This is a genomic window from Qipengyuania sp. SM2507 (assembly GCF_053714505.1).
Genome location: NZ_CM132307.1, coordinates 20,709 through 41,457, shown reverse-complemented (window position 1 = coordinate 41,457; position 20,749 = coordinate 20,709). Strand labels below are relative to the sequence as shown.

Genomic DNA, 20,749 nt, shown 5'->3' with positions numbered 1-20,749 from the left:
GATTTGAGGTTGTGATTTAAGGAGGATTTGGGCTTCGTCGTAGTGACGAAGGAACGAAGATGAAGCCCAAATCCTCAAGGTCCAAATTGCCTGCCGAGCAGGTGGTCAAGGACATCCGCCGCAAGACCCGTCGGCATTTTTCATCGGAAGACAAGATCAGGATCGTGCTGGAAGGCCTGCGCGGCGATGACTCGATAGCTGAGTTGTGCCGCAAGGAAGGCATTGCCCAGAGCCTGTACTACACCTGGTCCAAGGAGTTCATGGAGGCCGGCAAACGCCGCCTGGCTGGCGACACCGCCCGTGCAGCGACTACGGACGAAGTCAGGGATCTGCGCCGTGAGGCCCGCGATCTGAAGGAATGCGTGGCCGACCTCATCCTGGAGAACCGCTTGCTCAAAAAAAGCATGATCGCGGATGGGGGAGACGACGCATGAGATACCCCGCATCCGAGAAGCTGGAGATCATCAGGATCGTTGAGCAATCGCATCTCCCGGCCAAGCGCACGTTGGACCAGCTCGGCGTCGCACGGCGCACCTTCTACCGCTGGTATGACCGTTACCTTGAAGGCGGGCCGGAGGCGCTGGCAGACAGGTCATCGACGCCGATCCGCGTGTGGAACAGGATCGCACCCGAGGTTCAGGATCAGATCGTCGAGATGGCGCTGGAGCAGACTGACCTCAGCCCAAGGGAACTGGCGGTGCGCTTCACTGACGAGAAGCGCTACTTCGTGTCGGAAGCCACCGTCTACCGGCTGCTCAAGGCCCACGATCTGATCACCAGTCCGGCCTATACTGTGATCAAGGCGGCAGAGGCGTTCCACACCCAGACCATGCGCCCCAACGAGATGTGGCAGACCGACTTTACCTACTTCAAGATCATCGGGTGGGGCTGGGTCTACCTCTCGACCGTGCTCGACGATTACTCGCGCTACATCATCGCCTGGAAGCTCTGCACCACCATGCGAGCCGAGGACGTCACCGACACGCTCGACATGGCTCTGGCAGCCTCAGGCTGCGACCATGCCAATGTGCTGCACAGACCACGTCTGCTGAGCGACAACGGTCCCAGCTACATCGCCGGGGAACTGGCCGAATACATCGAAGCGAACCGGATGAGCCATGTGCGCGGTGCACCCTTCCATCCGCAGACCCAGGGCAAGATCGAGAGATGGCATCAAACGCTAAAGAACCGCGTGCTGCTCGAAAACTACTTCCTGCCTGGCGACCTCGAACAGCAGATCGAGGCGTTCGTCGAGCATTACAACCACCAGCGCTATCACGAAAGCCTCGACAACGTGACGCCTGCCGATGCCTACTTCGGCAGGGCTCCCGCCATCATCAAACGACGAGAAAGGATCAAGCGAAAGACACTCGAACATCGGCGCTTGCAACACCGCAAGCTCGCCGCCTAAACATCAAACCCAGACGAGGCCCGCACTCCGCAATCCTACGCCGCGAGTTGTGCCAAATGTTTTGACGACGGACATCGGCGTGCTGGAAAAGCGGCTGCTCGATCCCGCTCGTCTCGAAAAGCTGCTCGCGCAGCTTCTCGAGCGGTCAGCCGGCGCGGATGCCAAGCGCATGCGCGAGATCGTGACGTTGCGCAACGAACGCACAGCTGCGGAGATGGCAATCCAGCGCTTGTTCGAATCGATCGAGGCAGGTCTCGTCGATCCCAACGACAAGGATCTCAAAAAGCGTCTGGCGGGCCATCAAGCTCGGCGCGGCGCGCTCGACAACGAAATCGCCATTCTCGATCGGCAGTGCGGCAACAAGCATGATCGGGTCGATGCGGAAACAATCGCTGTCTTCGCCAAAGGCCTCAAGGAAAAGCTGACGGATCCGGACAATCCCACCTTGCGTAAGAACTACGTCCAGGCGTTTGTCAGCGAGGTCGTGATGACGAAGGAGCGTCTGACTGTCCGCGGGCCGGTAGCCAGCCTGATCCAGGCGGTAAGCACGCCCGGTGCCACTATGGCACCGGTGCGCACTTCCGTAGTAGGTTGGTGCACCCGACAGGATTCGAACCTGTGACCTTCGCCTTCGGAGGGCGACACTCTATCCAGCTGAGCTACGGGTGCATTGTGCTTACGCAATGCTTACGCGGAAAGAATTGAGATGTGAACCCAATCCTTCTATTCGCCTAAGCTTCTCATTTTGCCACAAATTCCTTCAAATCTACACGCCAAAACTGCTTGACACCTGCCTTCGGAGGGCAGCGCTCTATCCAGCTGAGCTACGGGTGCATGCTGGCCAGACGGTGGAGCGGCGCTCTAGCAAAGCGTATCCGCTCGCGCCAGCGCTTATCGCTGGCGCACAGAGGTGCTCGCGTTAGCGATTTGGCAAGCTCGCTGGTCTAGCCCTGGGGGTGTGATGAACGCGCTCCGCCATGAATTCGACCTCGCCCACGCCACCATGCTGCCGCCGATCGGCGAGTCCGGACCCGAGCTCGCACCCGAGCTGCTCGCCGTCGAGCTCGAAGCGCGCTGGCACGCGCTGCACGATGCCGCCGATGCGGTGGCCCAACTCGCACAGCTGGCGCACGAGAGACCGGTCGGCGCGATCGCCTCGCTGCCCGGACGCGCGGCGCATGCCGGGGGCTGGCGCTGCGAGGCGGCCGCCAACGGGATCGACGATCTCGCGCTGGTGATGCAGACGGGCCTGCGCGCGCTGATCGCAGCCGCCGACCAGGGCCGCGACACCACCGCCGCGGCGCTGACGCTGTGGCGCGAGTTCCACGCCGCGCGGCAGGCGATCTGCGCTTTCGTCGAGCCCGAGCTCACCGCCGCCTGAGCGCTTGATTTCCCGCGGGGCGATCCCCCGCGAACTTGACGAAGTTTCCTTTTTGTTCCAGCGCTGCGGCATGGCCGACTCGCTTGCACCTGCCCTTTCCCGCTCCGAGACCCGCGCGCCCGACAGCGAGGCCGCCACCGCCCGCGCCGTGTGCCGCGGGATTGCGCGGCTGTTCGCGCGCAACGATATCTGGTGCCTGCCCGAAATGCCGCTGCGCAACGGCCGGCGCGCCGATCTCATGGGGGTCGACCCCAAGGGCCGCGTCATCATCGTCGAGATCAAGGTCCAGCGGGGCGATCTCCTCGCCGATGGCAAATGGCCCGATTATCTCGAGCATTGCGACCGCTTCTTCTGGGGGCTCCCACCGGGGCTCGATCGTGGGCCGCTCGAAAGCGAGGACTACCGCCCCGATTGCTGCGGGGTGATCGTCGCCGATGGCTATGATGCGGAAATCCTGCGCCCCGCCCCGCTCCACCCGCTCGCCGCGGCGCGGCGCAAGGTCGAGGTCGAGCGGCTGGCGCGCGCGGCGCTGCGGCGGCTGACCGTCGCCGGCGATCCCGATTGCGCGCCCTGGGGGCTGGGCGAATAGATGCCGCCGCGAGTTGGCATGGCGGACGCAGCGGGGCTGCACTAACCCCTGTCCTGCCCGCGCGGATTGCGGCATAGGCGGGGCCGACATGCTCGCCGCCATCCTTCTCTCCGCGCTCGCGATGACGCTGATCGTCGCGCTGCGCTATCTCGCCACCAGCGGATTTTTCGCCTGGCTGACTTCGCGGCGCAAACCCGGTTACCATGCCAGACTGGGCCCGCAGATGCGGCGCGAAATCTTCTGGTCGCTGGCTTCGGCGGCGATCTACGGCATCCCGGCAGGAATCGTCGGCTGGGGCTGGCAGGAGCGCGGCTGGACGCAGATCTACATCGGCTGGCAGGACTTTCCGCTGTGGTATATCCCGCTCTCGGTGCTGCTCTATCTGTTCGCGCACGACACCTGGTTCTACTGGTCGCACCGCTGGATGCACCGCCCCAGATTGTTTCGCTCGATGCACGCGGTGCACCATGCCAGTCGCCCGCCGACCGCCTGGGCGGCGATGAGCTTCCACCCCTACGAGGCGCTGACCGGGGCCTTCGTGATCCCGCTGCTGGTGTTCGTGGTTCCGATCCATGTCGCCATGCTGGGCCTCGTGCTCGCAATCATGACGGTGATGGGGGTGACCAACCACATGGGCTGGGAAATGTTTCCGCGCCGGCTGGTTCACTCGCGGTTAGGCAATTGGCTGATAACCGCCAGCCACCATCAGCGGCACCACGAAGAATACCGCTGCAATTACGGGCTTTATTTCCGCTTCTGGGATAGGGTTTGCGGCACCGACAAGGGTTTGAGCAGCGCCATATGAAATTTGCCCTTCCCCTGCTTCTGCTGCCGATGGCGGCGCTCGCCACCGCCGCCGGGCACCCCCACTTGGGGACCGATGTCACCGTCACCGTGACCCAATTGCGCAATGCCGACGGGCTGGTGCGCGCCTGCATGACCGGCGATCCGGCGCGCTTTCCCAAGTGCCGCAGCGGGACGCCGTCGCATCGCGCGGTGGTCGATGCACGCAAGGGCCAGGTCACCGTCACCTTTCCCGATGTCGCCCCGGGGCGGTATGCGATCGCGCTGCTCCATGACGAGAACGGCAATGGCAAGGCCGATCGCGCGCTGGGGATGATGCCCAAGGAGGGCTTCGGTTTCTCGCGCGATGCCAAGGTCCGCATGGGCCCGCCGAGCTTCGACGACGCGGTCTTCGAAGTCGCCGAAACCCCCAAGTCGATGGCCATCAAGATGCGTTACATGCTCTGACCGCCTGCCACGCGGCAATGGCGCGGGAAATGGAGCCCGATGGTTAGGGATATGTTTACCACGGCCCGTCAAAAGCAAGGTGCAGACCACCACGCCTTTCAAGGCAGGCTTTTCAGGGGCAGCATCGACGATGGACAGGCTAGGCGGCATTTTCGGCTCGCGCGGGGCGTATGACGACGAGCCAGACTATTCCGGCTCCGATTATTCTGGCCCCGATTATTCTGGCGAGGATTCGTCCGGCCCCGACTTCCACGGCGAAGAAGAAGACACCATCGACGCTGGCCCGCCCTCGCCCGTCGGGCAGGACGAGCGCCGCATGCAGGTGCGCGCCTACAATCACTGGTCGAGCCTGCTGGCCGACCGCAATTTTCCCTCGATCGAGGATCTCGATCCCGCCTCGCTGAAGGATTTCGGGCCCTATTCGGTCCTGCTCGATTTCACCCAAGGGGTGGAAAATCCCGCGATCGAATACCTTGGCGAGCGGCTGGCCGAGGAATGCAACGCCCAAGACGAAATTCACGCGATCGATGCGGTCTCCGAGATTCCAGCGCGCTCGCTGCTCAGCCGCATCACCGACCATTACATGCAAATCCTCGCCAACCAGGCGCCGATCGGTTTCGAGGCGGAATTCGTCAACCAGCGCGGTGCGACCGCGCTCTACCGCGGCATCCTCCTGCCCTATTCGAGCGACGACGAGACGATCGATTTCATCTTCGGGGTGATCAACTGGAAGGAAGTCGCCGACCAGCAGACCGCCGACGAATTGCTGCTCGAGATCGGACAGGCGCTCCGAGCCGACGCTGCGGCGGATGAGGATGACGATGAAGACGCTGCCCTCGCACACGGTGTGCTCGAGCTGAAACAGCGCGTCGAACAGGACGATGCCCCGCTGGAACTGACCGTTCCGGCCGAAGAGGTTGCGGGCGGCGAAGCAATCCCGACCCAGCGCGAACCGGACGAGCTGCCCGTGCCGGCCTTCGGCAGCGGTGCGAATGCGTACCGGACCGACTGGCCAGCGCAGGATTGGGACGACGAAGAGGACGAAGAGGACGAAGCAGATTCGTCCGAGGCCGAATGGCGCGGCAAGCCCATCGGCGAAACCGCGCGGGACTACGGCCTCGACGACGATTACGACGAACCCGAACTGGAAGATGTCGACGATGTCGTCGATCCGCTTGCCGACGACAGCGTCGGCGTCGGGCTCTCCTCGCTGATCGGGCGCGGGACCAAGCCACGCCCGACGCTCGAAATGCCCTCGGCCTATCCCGAGGATGACGAACCGCCGGTGCCGCAGGCCTATGAGCCCGAGGAGCGGCAAGCCGAAGTCAGTTTCGTCCCCGCAGCGCCGCTTTCGACCGACAGCGACACCACGGTCGATAACGAATTCGACATCGACACATTCGACACCGAACACTCCGACGACGCACCCCAGAGCGCAGCCGAGAGCCTTGGCGAAGCCGAAGGCCTCTACGACTGCCTCGCCGAAGCGCGCGAACTGGCGCTGGTCGCCAGCTCGAGCGAAGACCGCAGCCGCGACGCGCTCTACCAGGCGGTCGGGCGCGCCTATGATTTCAGCCTCGAGGCCGCCGCCGATCCCGAGGGCTTCCAGGAGCTGATCGCCGACAGCGGCCTGAAGGTCCAGGAACGCGCGCCGATGACGCCGGTGGTCAAGCTGGTCTTCGGTGCCGATTACGACAAGACGAGGCTGACCGAATACGCCGCAGTGCTGAGCCATGCGCACCGTCTGCAGGTAGGGCGCGGCTCGCTCGCGCGTTATCTCGGCGATGCCGAGGGCGGGCTCAAGGGCGTGGTCCAGGCCGAGCGCCGCGCACGCCGCGAGGAAGCGGGCGAGACGGTGGACGATGGTGCGACAGTGCGCGAAGCGCTCGCGAAGAAGCTGCGCGGCATCGAACCGCTGGCGTTCGAAGACCTCGATCCCGAAGGCGCCGAGTTCGCGCTGGTGATGGTCCGCCGCACCGAGGAGGGCGAATTGCTGGTGGTGGGCGAGATTCCCGAGGATGTCCCGTTGGTCGAACGCGCCGCGCGCAAGCTGCTCGGCTGAACCGCCACCTCACCCGAAATACCCAAACCAAAGGCTATCCAGCCGCGAACCGCCAAGCTAGCGCGGTGCGATGGCCCTGTTCCCGACCAAGCCCGTCCGCATCCAGCCCTATTTCGGCTGTCGCAATCGCGAGCGGCTGACGATCTCGGCCCGGGCGCTGCGCGCGCCGCGCCCCGGCTTCGAGAGGAGCGGACGCCTGCGCGCGGTGCGCACCATGCTGTCGCAATTCGCCTCGCACGAGGTGGCCGACCTGCCCGTCGATCTGGAAATCCAGCATCGCGACGGGCGCAGCTTCCACCATCAGGGCGTGACCGATCACGAGGGCTTCGTCCATTTCGACATCCGGCTAGCGCCCGAATGGGAACTGGCCGCGCACAGCGAGTGGGAAGTGGTCGCCTTCCGCTGGAACACGCACGATGGCGAGCAATGCGTCGAGGGTCATGTGCTGGCGCCCGGGCGCGACGCGGCGCTCGGCGTGATTTCGGATATCGACGACACCATCATCGAGACCGGGATCACCGGCAGTTTACGCAAGATCGTGCGCAACTGGCGGCGGGTGGTGATGGAATTGCCCGACGACCGGTTGCTGGTGCCGGATGCCGATGTGTTTTACAACGCGCTGGGCGGCGGCGCGGTGCTGAAGGCCCACGAGACCCACACCGGCGACCGGCTGGAGGCGACGCATCATCCCTTCTTCTACGTCTCGTCGAGCCCTTGGAACCTGTTCTCCTATCTGGTCGCCTTCCAAAAGAGTCGCGGCTTGCCGCTGGGCCCGCTGATGCTGCGCGACTGGGGGCTCAACCGCGAGACCTTCGGCAGCGGCAGCCACGGCGCGCACAAGATCGCGGCGATCGCGAAGATCGTGGAAACCTATGATTCGCTGCAGTTCGCGCTGATCGGCGACGATTCGCAGGGCGATTTGCTGGCCTTTTCGGAGGTGGTCGCGACCCATCCGGGGCGGGTGCGCGCGGTCTTCATCCGCCGCGCGGGCGAACCGCTCAGCCCCGCGGAAATCGTCGCGCAATCGATGATCGAGGCGGCGAACGTCCCGTTGTGGCTGGGCGACAGCTACACCAGCGGGAAACAGTTCCTGCGCGCCATCGGGCTAGCGCATGACGGCGAGGCCGAGCGGATCGTCGAGGCGGTCAAGAAGCCTGCCAGCGCAGCCGCCGCGGCCGATACCCCGGAGGCATGAGCCGGATGGTGGCATGGACGCTGGGCGGGATCGCGGCGCTGTTGGCGCTGGGCGGTCTCGCGTTCTGGATCGCGCTGCAGGTCAACAGCGTCGCCCTGCTCGATACGATCGACCGGGTGACCGGCGGCACCCGCGATGTCGAGCGCGTCGCGCGGGTCCGGCTGGGCGATGCGCCGACGCAGACACTATCGCTTTATCGCGCGAGGCAGACCGCCACTCCCGCGCCGGTGCTGTTGTTCGTCCATGGCGGCAGCTGGGACTGGGGCGATCCCAGGGATTACAGCTTCGTCGCCCGCTCGCTCGCGCCCGAGGGCTTCGTCGTCGCACTGGCGGGTTATCGGTTGGGCGAAGAGGGGCGCTACCCGGCCATGCTCGAGGACACCGCGCAGGCGATTGGCTGGCTGCACGCCAATGCCGCGCAATATGGCGGCGATCCCGAGCGGATCTATCTCGCGGGCCATTCGGCGGGCGCCTACAATGTCGTCCAGGTTGCGCTCGAACCGCGCTGGCTCGCGGCCGAGGGAGTGCCTGCCTCGGCGATTCGCGGGGTGGTCGGCATGGCCGGGCCTTACGACTTCTTCCCCTTCGACAAGGATTCGACCCGCGCGGCCTTTGGCGGCGCACCCGACCCCGCAGCGACCCAGCCGATCAACCATGTCAGCCCCCAAGCGCCATCGATGCTGCTGCTGACCGGCAGCGAGGACACCACGGTCAAGCCGCGCAACACCCGCGCGCTCGCGGCAGCGCTCGAAGCGGCCGGGGTCCCGGTCGAGACGCATTACTACGAAGGACTCGATCACAGCGATGTGCTAGTCAGGCTCGCCAGCCCGTGGCGACGCAAGCCGGAACTGCGCGACGACATCCTTCGATTCCTTGTTCGGACCGAACAGGCTTCAGTTCCGGTTCAGGGCGAAAACCGCTAGCACGGCCTTGATGCGCATCCTTGCCCATGTCTTTGCCTTTTGGGCACTCTTCGCGCTGGCGGCCCAGCCGGTCGCCGCGCAATCGATCCTGCGCGATGCCGAGACCGAGGATTTCCTCCAGGAGCTTTCCGCACCGCTGGTCGAGGCCGCCGGTCTCGAGCCCGGCAATGTCGATATCGTGATCATCAACGATCCCTCGATCAACGCCTTCGTGTCGGCGGGCCAGGTGGTCTATCTGCACAGCGGACTGATCGACGCCGCCGATACCGCCAACGAGGTGCAGGGCGTGGTCGCGCACGAACTGGGCCATATCACCGGCGGCCATGTCATCCGCCGCGGCGACGGTATGGCCGCGGCGAGCCGCATCTCGATCCTGTCGCTGATCGCCGGGCTGGGCGCTGCGCTCGCCGGGGCGGGCGATGCCGCCATGGGCGTGATGATGGCGGGCCAGCGCGCCGCGCTCGGCTCGTTCCTGGCCTACAACCGCGGCGAGGAATCCTCCGCCGATGCCGCCGGCGCGCAATATCTTTCCGACGCCGGCATTTCGGGGCGCGGTTCGATCGAATTCTTCAAGAAGCTGCAGAACCAGGAATTCCGCTATGGCTACAGCCAGAGCGACGAGGCCGCCTTTACCCGCACCCACCCGCTCTCGGGCGACCGCATCGCCCGGCTGCGCGACACCTATCAGCGCGATGCTGCCTGGGAAGCGCCCGACGATTCGCGGCTGGAGCGGCGCTTCCGGCGGATCAAGGCCAAGCTCTCGGGCTATCTGGAAGAACCGCGGCGCACGCTGAACAGCTTCCCGGCCAGCGACACCAGCGTGCCCGCGCGCTATGCCCGCGCCTATGCCTATCACAAGGCCGCGCGCGTCGAGCAAGCGCTGGACGAGACCGACAGCCTGATCGCGCTGGACCCCGAAGACCCCTATTTCCTCGAATTGCGCGGCCAGGTGCTGCTTGAATCGGGCCGTGCCGAGGATGCGCTGGCGTCGCTGCGCCGCGCCACCGAGCTGACCCGATCCGAACCGCTGATCGCCACGCTGTTCGGCCACGCGCTGATCGCGACCGAAGACAAAGACAATTTCGCCGAAGCCGAAGAGGTGCTTCGCGCCGCGGTTGCACGCGATCGCTACAACCCCTTCGCCTGGTACCAGCTCGGCGTGGTCTATGCCGCGCGCGGCGACATGCCCCGCGCCCGGCTCGCCAGCGCCGAACAACAGGTGATGAACCGCGAATACGCGATGGCATTGCGCAGCGCGCAGGCCGCCGAAGCCGGGCTCCCCGAAGGCACGCCCGACTGGCTGCGGGCGCAGGATATCGGCATGCAGGCCCGCGCGCTGATCGAGCAGCAGACCGATCGCGACGGCGGACGACGCTGACGGGCCGAAGGCAGGAACAATGAAAACGCATCTACTAACCGCACTGCTGGCGCTGGTCTTCGGCTTTGCCGGCGCGGCGCTGTATTCGCTGAGCGGGCTCGGCAATCCGCAGGTCCGGGACTATCTGGTCGCGAACCCCGACGTGCTGCCCGAAATGGCCGGGGCGCTGCAGCAGCGCGAGACCGAGGGGCGGCTGGCCGAGGTCGCCGACGAGGTCGAGACCCCTTTCCCGGGCGCGGTGCTGGGCAATCCGCAGGGCAGCCGGACGCTGGTCAAGTTCACCGATTACGGCTGCACCTATTGCCGCGCCGCCGAGGCCGACGTCCAGAAACTGATCGCCGAGAATCCCGAATTGCGGGTGGTGGTCCGCGAATGGCCGATCTTCGATGGCAGCGAGGAAGCGGCGCGCATGGCGCTCGCCGCGGCGAAGCAGGGCAAATACCCGCAATTCTACACCGCGATGTTCGAGCTCGGCCCGCCCTCGCCCCAAACGGTCGAGGCCGCGGCGCGAAAGGCGGGTCTCGATCTGGCCGAGGCGCGACGTTTTGCCGCCACCGAGGCGGTCACGCTCGAACTGGCGCAGAACATGGGGCTGGCGCAGCAGCTGGGCTTTACCGGCACGCCGAGCTGGGTGACCGGATCGCAGGTCCTCCAGGGAGCGGTCGGTTACGACGCGCTGGCGAAGGCTGTCGCCGCCGACGAACCGGCGTGATCGGCCGCAGAGCCCTTGCCGCGCTGGCGCTGGCAAGCGCCACTCCGCTGGCCGCGCAACCGCTCCACGCGCCAGCGGCTGCCGTGACCGCCGAACCGCTCGGCGAAGTGGCGGATCTGCAGGCGCGCGACACGCGGCTGTTCGCCGCCGGCTGGCGGCTGGTCACTGGCAATGCGCCCTTCTGCGACAGCGCCGCTCCGGCGATCGGAATGCTGCTCCACGACGCCGCCGCCTATAGCGAACCGGCGCAGGTCCGTAGCGAACTGCGCCTGTCCGGCGATATCGGGGTGCAGGCGGTCGCGCCAGGTTCGCCCGCGGCATTGGCCGGTATCGCCGCCAACGACACGCTGCTTTCGCTCGGCGGCCAAGTTCTGGACGAGGCATTCCCGCGCTCGGACCCCGAGTGGCAACGGCTGGTGAATATCAAGGATAGGCTCGATTCGGCGCTGACCGAGGAGCCCGTCGCGCTCGAATGGGCCCGTCCGGACGCAGCTGCGGCACAAGCATCGATCGCGGGCATCCCCGCCTGCGCCAGCCGCTTCGAGGTACTCGCCAGCGGCGCGCGCGCGGTGGCCGATGGCTCGCGGGTGCTGTTCGGGCGCGACTTCCCCGGTTTCGCCTATCCGGAGGACGAATTCGCCGCCGGGGTCGCGCATGAGCTGGCGCACAATCTGCTGCGCCATCGCGCCCTGCTCGAGCCCCTCGGCCGCCCGCGCGATCTGGTCCGGCTGACCGAGCGCGATGCCGACCGGCTGATGCCCTGGTTGCTCGCCAATGCCGGCTACGATCCGCACGCCGCCGCGCGCTTCATGAGCCGCTGGGGCCCGCGCCACGGCGGCGGGCTGCTGCGCAAGCGCACGCATGACGGCTGGGACGAGCGGGTCGAATTCATCGAGACCGAAATCGCCGCGGTCGAGCGGCTGATGGCGAAGGAAGGCATGGCCGACTGGTCGCGCCAATTCACCCGCCTGGCCACCGAAGCCGGGGCGGACTAGGCGGCTTCTTCGGCGATCGCCTTGGCATAGAGGCTCGCCAGCGGCTTCGCCAGCACCCGGCGGACCATCGGTTCGAAGAACTCCAGCGGCTCGCTTTGGTAATCGGGGTCGAACGCCGCCTGGTCGTATTTCTCGCAGAATTCGCGGCAGGCTTCGTAATGTTCGTGCCCCTCGAATGCGTCGCGCGCATTGCGGTCCATGCCGAGGTGGTGGAAATAGTAATAGCCCTGGAAGGCGCCGTGGTTCTGGCAGATCCAGTGCAGTTCCTCGCTGACGAAGGGCTTGATGATCGCGGCAGCGACCTCGGGATGGTTGTAGCTGCCCAGCGTGTCGCCCATGTCGTGGAGCAGCGCCATCACCACATAGGGCTCGTCGCGTCCGTCGCGATGCGCACGGGTTGCGGTCTGCAGCGAATGCTCGAGCCGGCACACCGGAAACCCACCGAAATCGCCGTCGAGCAGCTTGAGATGCTCGAGCACGCGCTCGGGCAGGCCCTTGGCGAAGGCGCGGTATTCGCCGCCGATGATCGCCCAGTCCTCCCTGGTGCCCTGCTTCATTTCGCGAAATTTCGCGCGCTCGGCCATGCCATGCGCTACGTCATCCATCGTCTGTTCGGTCACATCCATCGCATCTCTCTCCAGGTCCCTTGTCGAGCCTATAGCGTAGCGACTGGCCTAGCCAGCCGCAAATGGGCTAAGGCCTGAGCACAATGGCGGTCCTGCCCATCCAACCGACGCCCTTCTTCGCCAACAAGAACCGGGCCTTCTGGTACCTGCAGCTGGGCGGGTGGGGCGGCGCTTTCCTGCTGCGCGCGATTTCGGCCTTCGCCAACGAGCAGGCGCTCGACTTCGTCGTCATCCTCCTGATCCAGGCGGTGACGGGCTTCTCGCTCAGCCTGGTGCTGTCGGTGATCTATCGCCAGCTGATCGACCGTCGCCCGCTGGTGACCTGGAGCGCTACCGTGCTGGCGCTCGTGATGGCGGTGGGGATCCACGCCTTCATCGACAGCTGGGTGCTCGAGCTGGCGCGACCCAGCGGCGAGACCGGCTTCGTGCGGCTGTTCGTGGGGATCTATTTCTTGGATCTGACGCTGCTCGGTGCCTGGTCGGCGCTCTATTTCGCGATCAATTATTTCCTCAAGATCGAGGAACAGGCCGACCGGCTCGAGCGGCTCGAGATGCAGGCCACCAGCGCCCAGCTCGAAATGCTGCGCTACCAGCTCAACCCGCATTTCCTGTTCAACACGCTCAATTCGATCAGCACGCTGGTGCTGCTCAAGCAGAGCGATCCGGCCAATGCGATGCTCACAAGGCTGTCGAGTTTCCTGCGCCACACGCTGATCAACCAGCCGGGCAGCAAGGTGACGATGGCGCAGGAGGTCGAGACGCTGATGCTCTATCTCGATATCGAGCGGATGCGCTTCGAGGAGCGGCTGCAGACCGAATTCCAGGTCGATCCCGTCGCCTCGCAGGCCTGCATTCCTTCGATGCTGCTCCAGCCGCTGGTCGAGAACGCGATCAAATACGGGGTCAGCCCGCAGGAGGAAGGCGCCACCATCAGCCTGGTCGCGCAGATCGTCGGGAGGCGCTTGCGGGTGACGGTGTCGGATACCGGGCCCGGGATCAACCAGGGCGGCTCGGAAGGCCTCCCGCCGACGCTGATCGGGTCGTTGCGGCGCAGCACCTCCACCGGCGTCGGTCTGGCCAATATCCGCAACCGGCTGGCGCAGGCCTATGGCGATGATCACCGTTTCGAGATTCGGTCTCCCGACAGCGGCGGGTTCACCGTCCTGATCGAGATTCCCCACGAACTGGCCGAGTCCGCAGCGGACCAACCGGGCACGTTTCCACCGCCGACGCGGCAACCGGGTGACAGCTCATCCGTTGTCGGAGTGGCATTGCCGGAAAGGGCATAGGAAAACATGACTATCCGCACCATCCTCGTCGACGACGAGAAGCTCGCTATCCAGGGTCTGCAATTGCGGCTCGAGAAGCACGAGGACGTCGAGATCATCGACACCTGCCAGAACGGGCGCGAGGCGATCCGCGCGATCAAGACACTGCGCCCCGATCTGGTGTTCCTCGATATCCAGATGCCCGGTTTCGACGGGTTTTCGGTGGTTCAGGGGGTGATGGAGATCGACCCGCCGCTGTTCGTCTTCGTGACCGCCTATCAGGAACACGCGATCCGCGCCTTCGAGGCCAATGCGGTGAACTACCTGATGAAGCCCGTCGACGAGGACAAGCTGGCCGACACGATCGAGCGGGTGCGGAACCGCATCGCCGAGAAGAAGTCGACCGAGGAAGCCGAGAAGCTGATGAACGTGCTCTCCGAAGTCGCGCCGGGCGCAGCGGAGGAATTCGCGCAAGGGGAGGACGATGCCGCCTCACGCTACGAGAAGCTGATCAACATCAAGGATCGCGGCCAGATTTTCCGCGTCGAGGTCCACACGATCGAGCATATCGAGGCCGCGGGCGATTACATGTGCATCTACACCGGCGACAATTCGCTGATCCTGCGCGAGACGATGAAGGATCTGGAACGCCGCCTCGACCCGCGCAAGTTCCAGCGCGTCCACCGCTCGACCATCGTCAATCTCGACCAGGTCCGCCAGGTCAAGCCGCACACCAATGGCGAATGCTTCCTGGTGCTCGACAGCGGCGCCGAGGTGAAGGTCAGCCGCAGCTATCGCGACGTGGTCGCGCGCTTCGTGCACTGATTCGAGGTTCGCAGGCCCATGGCTGTCGGTCCGTTCCAGCCAATCGACCCCGTAAACTGAGACCGTCCGCTTGCCGCTCACTCGCAGCGGAACGCCTGAGGCATGTTAATTCGTCGCTGACGTAGCAACTTTGGGTTTGACCATTGCCGAGAGCCAGCAGTCATGCCCGGTGCGAACACCGGGCATGATTGAGGGTTGCCAAAGGTGTTTAACCTTATGGTATCAGCACAGCATCAATGACGTGGATCACGCCATTGGTACAATCGATATCCGCCGTCACCACGTTGGCGCCATTGACAGTCACGCCATCAGAGCCGTCCACGTGTAGCGTCGCACCGTTGACGGTTGCAGGCTCGAGCTTTTGACCGACGACATCAGCGGCCATTACTTTGCCGGCCATCACGTGATAGGTCAAAATCGCTGCAAGCTTGGCCTTGTTTTCAGGCTTCACAAGGTCTTCGACCGTTCCCGCTGGCAACTTGGCGAAAGCATCATCGGTCGGGGCAAACACGGTAAAAGGACCTTCGCCCTTCAACGTTGCGCCGAGATCCGCGGCAGTTACAGCTGCGACGAGAGTTTTGAACGTTCCAGCAGCAACAGCAGTATCAACAATATCATGAGTTGCAGATGACATAGTAATTTCCAATCATTTGGACTTTTTTGACAATATAAGAAATTAAAAACTGCACTGTGGAATACAGTCCACCGCACTTGGGTGTTTCAAGATTGACCGGGTTAAAAGGTAATTGGGCCAGCGCCCGGGTCGCATAAGGAACTGGTCCAGCATCCAGTTGGATGACGACATGGAATTAGTCCAGGTCAGGCCCGTCAGCAATACCGACTAAATCCCGTATCTCGGCCGGCACCAAAGAAGTGGTTGAATGGATGGTCAGCCAGGCAAAAGAGCGGCTGGTTCCCATCCGCCGAGATGGCAGCTGGCCACCCACAATCGGATCCTCGCTCAGCCTTTGGCAAACCCTCGAAGCCGCCAGTCGACAAGACCTGCAGGCCCGCTCGCTCACCGCACTTGAGCCTGCCGCCGATCTGCGCCACTCCGCTTACATGACCGCTTTCACCCTTCCCGGCTTCGATCTGGCCGCATTCGTCCGCTCCACCCTTGCCGAGGATCTGGGCGAGGGCCTCCCCGGCGGCGGGCGGGATGTGACGAGCGAGAGCGTGATCCCCGCAGACGCGCGCTTTTCCGGCGTGATGGACAGCCGCGATGCGATCGTCGTCGTCGGCCTGCCGATCGCCGCGGCCTTCTTTCGCGCGCTCGACTCGGAGATCACCATCGAAGTCCTGGTGGAGGACGGCCAAGAGGTCCCCGCCGGGTCCGACCTGATGCGGTTGTCGGGCAATGCCCGCGCCATGCTGACCGCAGAGCGCGCCGCGCTCAACACGGTCCAGCACCTCTCGGGCATCGCCACCATGGTGCGCGACTATGTCCGGGCGATGGACAATCCCGATTGTACGCTGCTCGACACGCGCAAGACGCTGCCCGGGCTGCGCCATCTCGAGAAATACGCGACCCGCATGGGCGGTGCGGCCAACCACCGGATGGGGCTGTGGGATGCGGCGATGATCAAGGACAATCACGTGGCGGTCGCGGGTTCGGTGGGCGAGGCGGTGCGCCGCGCGGTCGCCGCCGGGGTCGCGGAGATTATCTGCGAAGTCGACCGGCTCGACCAGATCGAACCGGCGCTGCAGGCGGGCGCGACAAGGCTGCTGCTCGACAACATGGACCCCGCACGCTTGCGCGAAGCGGTCGCGCTGGTCGCGGACCGGGTGCCGACCGAGGCCAGCGGCGGGATCGACTTGACGACCATCCGCGCCAAGGCGGCGACCGGGGTCGATTACGTCTCGGTCGGGCGGCTGACCCAGAGCGCACCCGCGGCGGATATCGGGCTGGACTTCACCCCCCTATGACCCGCGCGCTGTGATTCGGGCGCTGTGATTCGGGCGGGGGGCCCGGGCCTGCTGCTGCTCGCCTGCGCCAGCCCGCTGGCCGCGCAGGCCTATCAATGCCGGGTTCCGGCCAGCGCCACATCGCCCGAAATCCGCCCTGACGGGCCGGTCCGCACCTCACCTGTTACCGGCTATACGATGGCGCTGAGCTGGTCGCCCGAGTTCTGCAAGCCGCGAGAGGGGCAGCGCAGCCATGCCCGGCAGTGTTCGGGGCGCGACGGGCGGTTCGGCTTCGTGCTGCACGGCTTGTGGCCGCAGAGCGCGCGTGGCTGGCCGCAATGGTGCCCGACCCGTGCGCGGCCGACCGGAGCGCAGCTCGCCGGGCAAATGTGCCGCAGCCCCTCGCCCCGGCTGGTGGCGCGGCAATGGATCAAGCACGGCGCTTGCATGGCGCGAACCCCGCGAACCTATTTCCGGGTCAGCAATATACTGTTCGATTCGCTGCGCTGGCCCGATCTCGATCGCCTGTCGCGCAAGGAAGCGCTGACCGCGGGCGATCTGCGCGAGGTGTTCGTCGCCGCCAATCGCGGCTGGCGCAAGGATGCGGTGGGGATCAAGCGGAACGAGCGCGGCTGGCTGGAAGAAGTGCGGCTGTGTTACGACCGGCGCTTCAGGCCCACGGCCTGCGATGCCCAGCGCTTCGGACCAGCGAACGAGGCCGAGCTGAAGATCTGGCGCGGGCTGTAAACCCCGCAGCGAGCCGAAGTTAGCGCCGTTCCCTGAAAAACGACCGTAGCAGGTCCGCGGCTTCCTGCTCGGCGATCCCGGAATAGACTTCGGGCCGGTGCAGGCATTGCGCGTGGTCGAACACCCGCGCGCCGTGCTCGACCCCGCCGCCCTTGGGGTCGGGGGCCGCGTAATAGAGCCGCGCGATCCGGGCATGGGCGATGGCCCCGGCGCACATCGCGCAGGGCTCGAGCGTCACCCACAATTCGCAATCGGAAAGCCGATCCTGGCCAAGGTAGGCGGCGGCTGCGCGAATCGCCGCGATCTCCGCATGCGCGGTCGGATCGTGGTCGCCGCGCGGGCTGTTGCCGCCCCGACCGATGATGCGGCCGTCCTTGACGACGACCGCACCGATCGGGACTTCGCCGGCGGTGCCGGCGGCGCGCGCCATTGCGAGCGCGCAATCCATATGCTGCCGACCGAACACCGCAGGCCTTCCTTCTGTCAGGCTGGGTGTCGGGCCGGCGACAGGCTTACTCGTCGCCGGTGACCGGCTCGCCTGCAGCGTCGTCCTGACTGACGTCGACATCGACGGTCGGCACTTCGACGGTGCTGGTGCCGGTCTCGACATCGACATCCATGGGCTCGACATCATACTCGGGCATGTTGCCTTCTTCGACGCTGACTTCGGGCATGTTGCCTTCTTCGGTCTGGTCGACATCGCAGGCTGCGAGGCTGAGCGCCGAACCGGCGAGAATTGCTACGGAAAAGAACTTGTTCATCAGACTCTCCTTGGTGTCGAATATCGGCTAGAGCCGCATTTGGGCATTGGCAACATCAAAGCCCAGCTTGACGATTCGCGTACCCGGCGCTATGCGCGCCGCTTTCCGGGACAGGCCGGTTCTGTACAGTCCCCGCGGGCCCCGGCCCAGCGGCCACATTCGAATGAGAGATTTATCATGTCGCGCATCTGCGAACTGACGGGCAAGGGCCGACAGGTCGGCCACAATGTGAGCCACGCCAACAACAAGACCAAGAAGGTCTTCCTGCCCAACCTCCAGAACGTCACGCTGATGAGCGAGAAGCTGGACCGCAGCTTCAAGTTCCGCGTCTCGACGCAGGGCCTGCGTTCGGTCGAGCACAATGGCGGGCTCGACAACTGGCTGCTGAAGACCAGCGACATCAAGCTCAGCGATCGCGCGCTCAAGGTGAAGCGCGAGCTGAAGAAGTCGGCTGCCGCTCCCTCTCCCGCCGAAGCCGCCTAAGCCACTTCGCTTCAATTCGGTTGTGCTGAAGGGCGTGCGGGATTTCCGCGCGCCTTTTCGCGTTACCGGTTTTCGCGTGCCAGGGCGAGCTGCCGCCAGTCGAGCGCGACCAGCAAGGTGCGCTGGAAGCCGCTGAGATTGTCGTCCGAGATCAGCCACAGGCGCGATGCGCCGGGTTCGCTGGGTTCAACCGCCAGCCCCTCGTAATTCTCCTGCGGCACGCCTTCTGGCAGCGGAATCACGCGTTCGGGGCGCCACAGCGCGCCAGCCTCGATCATCTCGGGATCGAGCACCGCGATCGCGGTGCCGAAGCGGGGCGGAAAATACCATTCGACGCTGCGCAGCAGCACCAGCACCGTGCCATCGGCCAACTGCGCCATGTCCACCGGACGCATGTCGTCGGGCGCAGCGAAGGCGAAAGACTCACCTTCGTCGGCACCCTCATCTGCGGTCGGATCGCCGGAGAAAAGCACCGCGCGATGGCCTTCGGCTGCTGGACGGCGGCGCACTTCGGCGAGGACGACGAACCGCCCATCGGCAAGCCGCACCATCGCTTCGGGCCCGCCATTCGCCCGCCAGCGCCGCATTTTCGCCGGCTTTACCCGCGCCAGCCGTTCGAGCCCGGGTGAATACCGCTCGATCGCATTGCTGCGCTCGTAGGCGCCCCAGATTGTCCCGCTTACCCGGTCGAGCGTCAGCGCTTCGAGATCGGCGTCGCGCTTGTCGCGCCCCTCGGTGACCGCGAGCTCGGGATGGCCCCCGCTCATCGCCGCAGTTCCGGGGTTGTCGAGCGCCAGCAGCGTTCCCGTGTCGCTGCCCGCGAGCAATGACCCATCCGACAGCGCGATCAGCCCCGAATAGCCGCCGAAATCGCGGGTCGCGCTCTCGAGATGCCAGACGCCCACCAGCGTCAGCGGCGAATCGGAAGCGCCCGCGTCCGACCTGCCCTGAGCTACCAGCTCGGCGGTGACGGGCGCAAAGGGATCGATCGGCAGGATGTCCGCGCGCCACCAGGTGAGCACCAGCATCCCCGCCGAGAATACACTCACCAGTATCCTGCGCCGCAGCGACGCCCTCCGAACGGAAATCAGCCTTCGCCGTCGACGAACAATAGCGGATCGAGCCGCGAATCGCGCCATGTCAGACCCCAGTGGAGATGCGGGCCCGTCGCGCGGCCCGAGGCGCCGATATCGCCGATATGCTGGCCCTGCCGGACCCTGTCGCCGTCCGACACCAGCAGGCGCGAGGCATGAAGGAAGGCGCTGTTGAGCCCCTGCCCATGGTCGATGATCAGCAGCTGCCCCTCGAGGCTGAAATTATCGACCGCCAGCACCACCACCCCGTCGGCGGGCGCGACGAACGCCGTGCCGCTCTCACCCGTCGTGATATCGAGCCCGGTATGATAGCTGCCCGGCTCGCCGCGATAGATGCGCTGCGACCCGAAGCGCCCCGAGATACGCCCCCGTACCGGCCAGATGAAATCCTGCCGCCAGCCCTGGGCGCCGGTCTCCTGCTGCCGCGAGAGGTAGATCCGTTCGAGTTCGGGAGCGCGGCGCTGCCGGAAGGCCTCCGAAGAACCGCTCGGTCGCCGCGCGACATTGACGCGTTCGATGTCCCATTCGCGCGGCGAGACAGCGACCGGGCTGCGAATCACCCGCCCGTCGCCAAGCGTGGCGGTAAGCACAGCCTGATGGCCAGAGTCGCGGTCGAAGGCGCCGAAGAAATAGCCGTCATCGTCGAGCGCGAGTTCGGTATCGTCGAGTGCGGCGGAGACGGTGCCCGGCGGGACGCGCCCGCGGATCCAGCCGCCCTGCGTCAATTCCCCGGCGAAACTGAAGACCTCGGGGCGCGCAGAAGTGGGTGGCGGAGCGGGGGGCATATTCGTGCGGACCGGCTGAACCACGCTGGCCTGCGTAGTCTGCGTTTCAGAACGGACGGTCTGCTCCTGCGCGGTAGAGCAGGCGGCAAGGCCGATTATGGCCAGCACCGGTGCGCCCGCGCCGCGCAGGATCAAGGCTTCAGCCGTTCGGTCGCGAACTCGGCGCTGGCATAGGCTTCCTGATGGTGGACGCTCCAATAGCGCAGCTCCTCGAGCGGGATCGCCTGCCCGCTGATCCCGCAGAATACGTGCTGGCCGGTGCGCAGCACGCGAAAGCCGTTGGGGCCGTAATGCAGCTTGGCTTCGCTGCCCGAATTTCGTTCTGATGACATCAACATGGGTTCCGCCCTAGCAAGCT

Annotated in this window: 23 protein-coding genes, 1 tRNA gene and 1 pseudogene; 17 read left to right on the top strand and 8 right to left on the bottom strand. The window is 65.4% G+C overall.

Translation table 11 applies throughout. The features are described from left to right. Window positions 1-59: 59 nt before the first annotated feature. Together ACWIKC_RS00235 and ACWIKC_RS00230 are read left to right on the top strand one after the other, a co-directional pair. Window positions 60-1,411, top strand: a protein-coding gene (locus ACWIKC_RS00235) for an IS3 family transposase (RefSeq protein WP_454597619.1) whose coding sequence is annotated in 2 segments (ribosomal slippage) — window positions 60-395 and window positions 398-1,411 — 1,350 coding nt in all. Because the reading frame shifts where the segments join, the coding sequence is not laid out codon by codon here. A 61-nt stretch (window positions 1,412-1,472) separates the two neighbouring features. Beyond that, the gene (locus ACWIKC_RS00230) at window positions 1,473-2,033 is read left to right on the top strand and encodes a hypothetical protein (RefSeq protein WP_454598140.1); all 561 of its coding nucleotides are present in this window, start codon (window positions 1,473-1,475) and stop codon (window positions 2,031-2,033) included. On the opposite strand, the gene ACWIKC_RS00225 is transcribed toward ACWIKC_RS00230, so the two are convergent. After that, window positions 2,004-2,080: transfer RNA gene (locus ACWIKC_RS00225), tRNA-Arg, on the bottom strand. The genes ACWIKC_RS00230 and ACWIKC_RS00225 overlap by 30 nt on opposite strands. Before the next feature lie 292 nt (window positions 2,081-2,372). Here ACWIKC_RS00225 and ACWIKC_RS00220 point away from each other — a divergent pair. The 10 genes and pseudogenes from ACWIKC_RS00220 (at window position 2,373) to ACWIKC_RS00175 (ending at window position 11,897) form a co-directional block, all read left to right on the top strand. Next, on the top strand, window positions 2,373-2,792 hold the full coding sequence (locus ACWIKC_RS00220) for a hypothetical protein (RefSeq protein ID WP_454598139.1): 420 nt from the start codon (window positions 2,373-2,375) through the stop codon (window positions 2,790-2,792). Window positions 2,793-2,862: 70 nt separating this feature from the next. Beyond that, complete coding sequence (locus ACWIKC_RS00215; protein WP_454598138.1) at window positions 2,863-3,381, top strand: MmcB family DNA repair protein; 519 nt, start codon at window positions 2,863-2,865, stop codon at window positions 3,379-3,381. A gap of 88 nt (window positions 3,382-3,469) precedes the next feature. Continuing rightward, window positions 3,470-4,186, top strand: a complete 717-nt coding sequence (locus tag ACWIKC_RS00210) for a sterol desaturase family protein (protein ID WP_454598137.1) — start codon at window positions 3,470-3,472, stop codon at window positions 4,184-4,186. Continuing rightward, the gene (locus ACWIKC_RS00205; protein ID WP_454598136.1) at window positions 4,183-4,632 is read left to right on the top strand and encodes a DUF2141 domain-containing protein; all 450 of its coding nucleotides are present in this window, start codon (window positions 4,183-4,185) and stop codon (window positions 4,630-4,632) included. Before ACWIKC_RS00210 ends, ACWIKC_RS00205 begins: the two co-directional genes overlap by 4 nt. Before the next feature lie 271 nt (window positions 4,633-4,903). Further along, a pseudogene (locus ACWIKC_RS00200) lies at window positions 4,904-5,434 on the top strand (PAS domain-containing protein); the annotation flags it as partial. A gap of 1,330 nt (window positions 5,435-6,764) precedes the next feature. Beyond that, on the top strand, window positions 6,765-7,889 hold the full coding sequence (locus tag ACWIKC_RS00195; RefSeq protein WP_454598135.1) for a phosphatase domain-containing protein: 1,125 nt from the start codon (window positions 6,765-6,767) through the stop codon (window positions 7,887-7,889). Continuing rightward, on the top strand, window positions 7,886-8,812 hold the full coding sequence (locus tag ACWIKC_RS00190) for an alpha/beta hydrolase (RefSeq protein ID WP_454598134.1): 927 nt from the start codon (window positions 7,886-7,888) through the stop codon (window positions 8,810-8,812). The genes ACWIKC_RS00195 and ACWIKC_RS00190 overlap by 4 nt, the downstream gene beginning before the upstream one ends. 10 nt (window positions 8,813-8,822) lie before the next feature. Beyond that, entirely contained in the window at window positions 8,823-10,190 is a 1,368-nt protein-coding gene (locus tag ACWIKC_RS00185; RefSeq protein ID WP_454598133.1) for a M48 family metalloprotease, read from the top strand. Window positions 10,191-10,209: 19 nt separating this feature from the next. Then, window positions 10,210-10,902: a DsbA family protein gene (locus tag ACWIKC_RS00180; RefSeq protein WP_454598132.1), complete on the top strand. Its 693-nt coding sequence runs from the start codon at window positions 10,210-10,212 to the stop codon at window positions 10,900-10,902. Further along, the gene (locus tag ACWIKC_RS00175) at window positions 10,899-11,897 is read left to right on the top strand and encodes a PDZ domain-containing protein (protein WP_454598131.1); all 999 of its coding nucleotides are present in this window, start codon (window positions 10,899-10,901) and stop codon (window positions 11,895-11,897) included. Before ACWIKC_RS00180 ends, ACWIKC_RS00175 begins: the two co-directional genes overlap by 4 nt. Here the strand turns inward: ACWIKC_RS00175 and ACWIKC_RS00170 are convergent. Beyond that, window positions 11,894-12,523 (bottom strand): HD domain-containing protein, encoded by a 630-nt coding sequence (locus ACWIKC_RS00170; RefSeq protein WP_454598130.1) that lies wholly within the window; start codon window positions 12,521-12,523, stop codon window positions 11,894-11,896. The genes ACWIKC_RS00175 and ACWIKC_RS00170 overlap by 4 nt on opposite strands. 83 nt (window positions 12,524-12,606) lie before the next feature. Between ACWIKC_RS00170 and ACWIKC_RS00165 the strand changes: the two genes are divergently transcribed. Both ACWIKC_RS00165 and ACWIKC_RS00160 read left to right on the top strand, forming a co-directional pair. Beyond that, window positions 12,607-13,812: a sensor histidine kinase gene (locus ACWIKC_RS00165; protein ID WP_454598129.1), complete on the top strand. Its 1,206-nt coding sequence runs from the start codon at window positions 12,607-12,609 to the stop codon at window positions 13,810-13,812. Window positions 13,813-13,818: 6 nt separating this feature from the next. Further along, window positions 13,819-14,616, top strand: a complete 798-nt coding sequence (locus ACWIKC_RS00160; protein ID WP_454598128.1) for a LytR/AlgR family response regulator transcription factor — start codon at window positions 13,819-13,821, stop codon at window positions 14,614-14,616. A gap of 214 nt (window positions 14,617-14,830) precedes the next feature. Here the strand turns inward: ACWIKC_RS00160 and ACWIKC_RS00155 are convergent, their stop codons facing one another. Then, a complete protein-coding gene (locus tag ACWIKC_RS00155) occupies window positions 14,831-15,262 on the bottom strand; it encodes a fasciclin domain-containing protein (protein WP_454598127.1) in 432 nt (143 codons plus the stop codon). Window positions 15,263-15,678: 416 nt separating this feature from the next. Between ACWIKC_RS00155 and nadC the strand changes: the two genes are divergently transcribed. Continuing rightward, complete coding sequence (gene nadC, locus ACWIKC_RS00150) at window positions 15,679-16,542, top strand: carboxylating nicotinate-nucleotide diphosphorylase (protein WP_454598126.1); 864 nt, start codon at window positions 15,679-15,681, stop codon at window positions 16,540-16,542. Window positions 16,543-16,566: 24 nt separating this feature from the next. Further along, window positions 16,567-17,268 carry a ribonuclease T2 family protein gene (locus tag ACWIKC_RS00145; protein ID WP_454598125.1) on the top strand — a complete coding sequence of 234 codons (702 nt, stop codon included), beginning with the start codon at window positions 16,567-16,569 and terminating at the stop codon, window positions 17,266-17,268. 19 nt (window positions 17,269-17,287) lie between these two features. Here ACWIKC_RS00145 and ACWIKC_RS00140 read toward each other — a convergent pair whose 3' ends face one another. Both ACWIKC_RS00140 and ACWIKC_RS00135 read right to left on the bottom strand, forming a co-directional pair. Further along, on the bottom strand, window positions 17,288-17,716 hold the full coding sequence (locus tag ACWIKC_RS00140) for a nucleoside deaminase (protein WP_454599514.1): 429 nt from the start codon (window positions 17,714-17,716) through the stop codon (window positions 17,288-17,290). Window positions 17,717-17,780: 64 nt separating this feature from the next. Continuing rightward, the gene (locus ACWIKC_RS00135) at window positions 17,781-18,029 is read right to left on the bottom strand and encodes a hypothetical protein (RefSeq protein WP_454598124.1); all 249 of its coding nucleotides are present in this window, start codon (window positions 18,027-18,029) and stop codon (window positions 17,781-17,783) included. Window positions 18,030-18,206: 177 nt separating this feature from the next. Between ACWIKC_RS00135 and rpmB the strand changes: the two genes are divergently transcribed. Beyond that, window positions 18,207-18,512 carry a 50S ribosomal protein L28 gene (gene rpmB / locus ACWIKC_RS00130; protein ID WP_454598123.1) on the top strand — a complete coding sequence of 102 codons (306 nt, stop codon included), beginning with the start codon at window positions 18,207-18,209 and terminating at the stop codon, window positions 18,510-18,512. A 62-nt stretch (window positions 18,513-18,574) separates the two neighbouring features. Here the strand turns inward: rpmB and ACWIKC_RS00125 are convergent, their stop codons facing one another. The 3 genes from ACWIKC_RS00125 to ACWIKC_RS00115 are packed head-to-tail and all read right to left on the bottom strand — an operon-like array spanning window position 18,575 to window position 20,729. Then, the gene (locus tag ACWIKC_RS00125) at window positions 18,575-19,561 is read right to left on the bottom strand and encodes an esterase-like activity of phytase family protein (protein ID WP_454598122.1); all 987 of its coding nucleotides are present in this window, start codon (window positions 19,559-19,561) and stop codon (window positions 18,575-18,577) included. Between the two features lie 38 nt (window positions 19,562-19,599). Next, complete coding sequence (locus ACWIKC_RS00120) at window positions 19,600-20,526, bottom strand: M23 family metallopeptidase (RefSeq protein ID WP_454598121.1); 927 nt, start codon at window positions 20,524-20,526, stop codon at window positions 19,600-19,602. Further along, the gene (locus ACWIKC_RS00115) at window positions 20,523-20,729 is read right to left on the bottom strand and encodes a DUF2093 domain-containing protein (RefSeq protein WP_454598120.1); all 207 of its coding nucleotides are present in this window, start codon (window positions 20,727-20,729) and stop codon (window positions 20,523-20,525) included. Before ACWIKC_RS00115 ends, ACWIKC_RS00120 begins: the two co-directional genes overlap by 4 nt. Window positions 20,730-20,749: the final 20 nt, after the last annotated feature.